At 72.9% G+C, this 4,610-nt stretch carries 5 protein-coding genes; 3 read left to right on the top strand and 2 right to left on the bottom strand.

What is annotated here, in order from left to right:
* The 3 genes from AB0K09_RS30005 to AB0K09_RS29995 form a co-directional block, all read left to right on the top strand.
* Positions 1-786: MFS transporter (locus tag AB0K09_RS30005; protein WP_366068558.1), on the top strand; the 786-nt coding region annotated here is incomplete at its 5' end.
* Positions 783-1,808 (top strand): guanitoxin biosynthesis L-enduracididine beta-hydroxylase GntD, encoded by a 1,026-nt coding sequence (gene gntD, locus AB0K09_RS30000; RefSeq protein ID WP_366068557.1) that lies wholly within the window; start codon positions 783-785, stop codon positions 1,806-1,808. The genes AB0K09_RS30005 and gntD, both read left to right, overlap by 4 nt.
* A 34-nt stretch (positions 1,809-1,842) precedes the next feature.
* Complete coding sequence (locus tag AB0K09_RS29995; protein WP_366068556.1) at positions 1,843-2,613, top strand: SDR family oxidoreductase; 771 nt, start codon at positions 1,843-1,845, stop codon at positions 2,611-2,613.
* Between the two features lie 49 nt (positions 2,614-2,662).
* Here AB0K09_RS29995 and AB0K09_RS29990 read toward each other — a convergent pair whose 3' ends face one another.
* Both AB0K09_RS29990 and thrS read right to left on the bottom strand, forming a co-directional pair.
* Positions 2,663-3,154: a flavin reductase family protein gene (locus AB0K09_RS29990; RefSeq protein WP_366068555.1), complete on the bottom strand. Its 492-nt coding sequence runs from the start codon at positions 3,152-3,154 to the stop codon at positions 2,663-2,665.
* A 170-nt stretch (positions 3,155-3,324) separates the two neighbouring features.
* A partial coding sequence (thrS, locus tag AB0K09_RS29985) for a threonine--tRNA ligase (protein ID WP_366068554.1) occupies positions 3,325-4,610 on the bottom strand: 1,286 nt, incomplete at its 5' end.

Below are 4,610 nucleotides of genomic sequence, written 5' to 3'. Positions count from 1 at the left end.
GCCGCCCTGGCCATCGCGAAGATCGAGGCGGAGACCGGCCCGCTGTTCCTCGCCGCGAGCCGTGACGGCATGGACGGCGACATCCCGGCCCCGGTCGCCGCCCCGGTCACGGACACCGGGCCGGCCGGGGCACCGGGCCTCCCGGCGGGCCCGCCGCCCCGGGCCCTGCTCGGCCTCGTCTGGCCCACCGCCCTCCTTCTGCTCGGCATCACCGCCCTCTACGGTGGCTACTCGGTGGTCTGGGCCGTGTACCTCCGCGGCCTGGGCGCACCCGACGCCCTGGTCGCCTGGTCGGCCGCCTGCATCGCCCTCCCCGCGCTCCTGCTCTCACCCCGCGCCGGCCGTGTGCTGCCCGGCGTGCCCCGCACCACGCTGCTGCGCGGCGCGGCCCTGCTGCTCGGCGGCTGCGCCCTGCTCTACCCCCTGACCGGCTCGGTGGCGGCGGCCCTCGCCCTGTCGCTCACCGAGGGCGTCCTGCTCGCCGTCGCGCTGCCCCTGATCTCCGCCCAGGTGGCGCGGGACGCGGGCCCCGGCCGCACGGCACGGGCCTTCGGCGTCCTCGGCACGGCGGACGCCCTCGGCAGCGGCCTGGGCACGGCGGCCGCCGGAACGCTGCTCGCCCAGGGCGGCACGGCGTACGCCTTCCGCTTCTGCGGAGTGCTCTGCCTGCTGTGCGCGGCCCTGTCCCTGCTCTCCCGGCTCTCCCGAGCCTCCTCCCGGCGCGTCCCCGACGCGCTCCCCACGCATCCCTCACCCTCCCTCAAGGACCGGCAGGTAACGACATGAGCCACGGTTTCCCCCTCGAGTACGAGCTCTCCCGCACCGAGACCGACCAGATCCGGGAGACGCTGGCACGGCTGCGCGCCGCGGACCCCGCCACACCGCCTTCCCGGCCCGGCTTCTACGACCGGCACTGGGACGCCGCGGCGCACCTCCCCGCCGGGCTGCGTACCTTCCTGGAGCGCTTCCGGCGCACGGAACCCGCCGCTGCCCTCGTCGTCCACGGCTTCCCGGTCGACGACGCGGCCGCCGGCCCCACCCCCGCCCACTGGGAGGATGTACCCGAGCACAACACCGGCCTGGACCAGGAACTCTTCCTCGCCATGTGCGGCACGGCCCTCGGCGACCCCTACACCTTCTCCACCCTCCAGCTCGGCCGCGTCATCCAGAACCTGGTACCGATCCGCGGCGACGAACTGCGCCAGAGCGGCCACAGCAGCGCGTGCCTGCTGGAGTTCCACACCGAGGACGGCTTCCACCCCGGCCGCTGCGACTACCTGCTGCTGTTCGGCATGCGCAACCACGAGCGGGTACCGACCATCGTGGCCTCCGTGCGCGACGTCAAGGTCAGCGACGAGACGGCCGGGATCCTCCGCTCACCGCGCTTCCTCATCCGCCCGGACGACGAGCACATACGCCAGCTCCAGGCCCGCCACCCCGGCCACCCCGCGCTGGCCCGGATGCTGCGGATGCAGAGCAGCCCCGAGCCCGTACCGGTCCTCAGCGGCGAACCCGGCCGGCCGTACCTGCGCATCGACTACCCGTTCATGAGCTGCGTCGGCGAGGACGGAACGGCACAGCGGGCGCTCGACGAGCTCATGGCGGAGCTGGAGCGGGTCCAGCTCGACCTGGTCGTGGAGCAGGGCAGCCTGGCCGTGGTGGACAACTACGTCGCCGTCCACGGGCGCAGACCCTTCAAGGCGGCGCACGACGGCACGGACCGCTGGCTCAAGCGCATGATCGTCAGCCGCGACCTGCGCAAGACCACCCCGGACGCCTCGCCCGAGAACGCACGCGTCCTCTTCTGACCCCTCGCCCCCCTCACGAAAGGAACGGATCACCATGCGCACCATCGTCGTCTCCGGAGGCTCCAGCGGCATCGGCAGGGCCACCGTGGAACGTTTCGCCCGGGCGGGCGACCGGGTCGTGAACCTGGACGTCACCGAACCCGCGGACATCCCCGGCGGCCTCGTCTCGTGGATCCGCTGCGACATCGCCGACTGGCAGGCCGTGGACGAGGCGCTGGCCCGGGTGCACCGCGACCACGGCATCCCCGACGTGGTCATCGCCAACGCCGGCATCAGCGTCCGGCACGGCGTGCTCGACATCGCCGAGCGGGACGCGCGCCGCGTGGTCGACGTCAATCTGCTCGGCACCCTGGGGCTCTGGCGGGGCGCGGCCCGCCTCATGGCCGGGCGCGGCAGCGGGGTGCTCCTGGCGACGGCGTCGGTCAACGGCCGCCGCGGCTACCCGAACTACGCCGACTACAACGCCACCAAGGCGGGCGTCGTCGCCCTCACCCAGACCTTCGCCCTGGAGCTGAGCCCGGCCGTCCGGGTCGCCTGTGTGAGCCCGGGCGCCGTGCTGACGCCGATGCAGCTCGCCGAGTACACGGAGGAGATGCTGGCCGACACCAACGCCCGGATCCCGGCCGGCCGGCACGCCGACCCCGCCGAGATCGCCGCCGCCTTCTACTATCTGGCCTCGCCCGAGGCCGCCTTCCTGACCGGCCAGGAACTGGTCATCGACGGGGGCGAGACGGCGGGCGCGACCACGGCCACGTGGGGGACCGCCGGGCCGCACCCCGAGGCCCGGACGGTACGGGCGGCGTGAGCCCCGCCCGGCGGCAGACGGCCTGTCCGGTCCTTCAGGACCGGACAGGTCAGTCGCGTGCGGCGGCCAGACCGTGGTACGTACGGCGGAAGTACAGCAGCGGCGCCGCCTCGCGCAGGCGTTCCGCCCGGGTGACCCGGGCCACGACGATCACATGGTCGCCGCCGGGGAACTCCCGGTCGACGTCGGCCTCGAAGCAGGTGAGGGCGCCCGCCAGCAGCGGCGCCCCGTTGGCGCCCGGCCGCCAGTCCACCCCGGCGAACCGGTCCGTGCCACGGCTCGCGAACCGCCGGCCCAGCTCGCCCTGGTCCCAGGCCAGCACGTTGACGGCGAGCCGGCCCGCCGCGCGGATGCGCGGCCAGCTGGCCGAGGTGCGGCTGGGGCAGAAGGTGACGTACGGCGGGTCGAGGGAGAGGGAGACGAAGGACTGCACCGTCAGGCCCACGGCCGAGGTGCCGTCCACCGCGGTGACCACCGCCACCCCGGTGCAGAACGTGGACGCCGCGTCACGCAGTACGGCTTCGTCGACGGCGGTGGTCATGGGGTTCCTGCCTCTCTTCCGGCTGCTTCGGCCGACAGCCTGGTCCACGCGTGGCGGCGACGGCAGGCCCGGGCGGGTGCAGCAAGGTGCGTGGCAGGAACGTGAGGGGCCCGGGAAACGCGGGGGGCGGGAACGGACGTCCTGTCCGTTCCCGCCCACCGCGCCTGTGATCAGTCCAGGGCGCGTTCGCGCACCGCGCGGAGGATCTCCTCGACGGCGTCGTCCACCGGGACGAAGTTCTTCTGCTCGCCGCTGCGGTAGCGGAAGGACACCGCCTCCCGGTCCACGTCCTCCTGGCCCGCCAGCAGTATGTAGGGCACCTTCTGCCGCTGGGCGTTGCGGATCTTCTTCTGCATCCGGTCCGCGCTCGCGTCGACCTCGACGCGGATCTCGTGCTCCCGCAGCCGCTCGGCGATCCGCTGGAGGTGGGGCACCTGCTCGTCGGTGATCGGGATCCCGACCACCTGCACCGGGGCCAGCCAGGCCGGGAAGGCGCCCGCGTAGTGCTCGGTCAGAACGCCGAAGAACCGTTCGATGCTGCCGAACAACGCACGGTGGATCATGATGGGCCGCTCCCGGCCCCCGTCCGCCGACTGGTACTCCAGGTCGAAGCGCTGCGGCAGCTGGAAGTCGACCTGGATCGTGGACATCTGCCAGGACCGGCCGATGGCGTCCCGCGCCTGCACCGAGATCTTGGGTCCGTAGAACGCGGCGCCGCCCTCGTCCAGGACCAGCTCCAGGTTCTCGCTGCCGGCCGCCTCGCGCAGCGCCGCGGTGGCCTCCGCCCAGTCCTCGTCCGAGCCCACGTACTTGGCGTTCCCCGGGTCCCGGGTCGACAGCTCCAGGTAGAAGTCGGTCAGGCCGTAGTCCGCGAGCAGGTCGAGGACGAAGCGCAGCAGACCGCGCAGCTCGCCGGCGAGCTGCTCGCGGGTGCAGTAGATGTGGGCGTCGTCCATGGTCAGACCGCGCACCCGGGTCAGCCCGTGCACCACACCGGACTTCTCGTACCGGTAGACGGACCCGAACTCGAAGAGCCGCATGGGCAGCTCCCGGTAGGAACGGCCCCGCGCCTTGTAGATCAGGTTGTGGAACGGGCAGTTCATGGGCTTGAGGTAGTAGGTCTGGCCCTCTTCCAGCTCCATGGGCGGGAACATGCCGTCCGCGTACCACTGGAGGTGTCCCGAGGTGCGGAACAGGTTCTCCTTGGTGATGTGCGGGGTGTTGACGAACTGGTAGCCCGCCTCGCGGTGGCGCCGGCGGGAGTAGTCCTCCAGCGCCTGGCGCACGGCGGCGCCCTTGGGGTGGAACACCGGCAGGCCGGAGCCGATCTCGTCCGGGAAGGAGAACAGGTCGAGCTCGGCGCCGAGGCGGCGGTGGTCGCGCTTCTCGGCTTCGGCGAGGAAGTCCAGGTGGGCCTTCAGCTCGTCCTTGGTGGGCCAGGCGGTGCCGTAGATGC

The sequence above is a fragment of the Streptomyces sp. NPDC049577 genome (assembly GCF_040675635.1).
In the GTDB taxonomy this organism is placed as follows: Bacteria; Actinomycetota; Actinomycetes; order Streptomycetales; family Streptomycetaceae; genus Streptomyces.
The sequence above is the reverse complement of the archived record's forward strand: the minus strand, read 5'-3'. Positions and strand labels throughout refer to the sequence as shown.

Excerpts from the sequence above, each read along its gene's own strand:
- AB0K09_RS29990 (WP_366068555.1), bottom strand. The coding sequence starts at position 3,154 with ATGACCACCGCCGTCGACGAAGCCGTACTGCGTGACGCGGCGTCCACG.
- AB0K09_RS29995 (WP_366068556.1), top strand. The coding sequence starts at position 1,843 with ATGCGCACCATCGTCGTCTCCGGAGGCTCCAGCGGCATCGGCAGGGCC.
- gntD (WP_366068557.1), top strand. The coding sequence starts at position 783 with ATGAGCCACGGTTTCCCCCTCGAGTACGAGCTCTCCCGCACCGAGACC.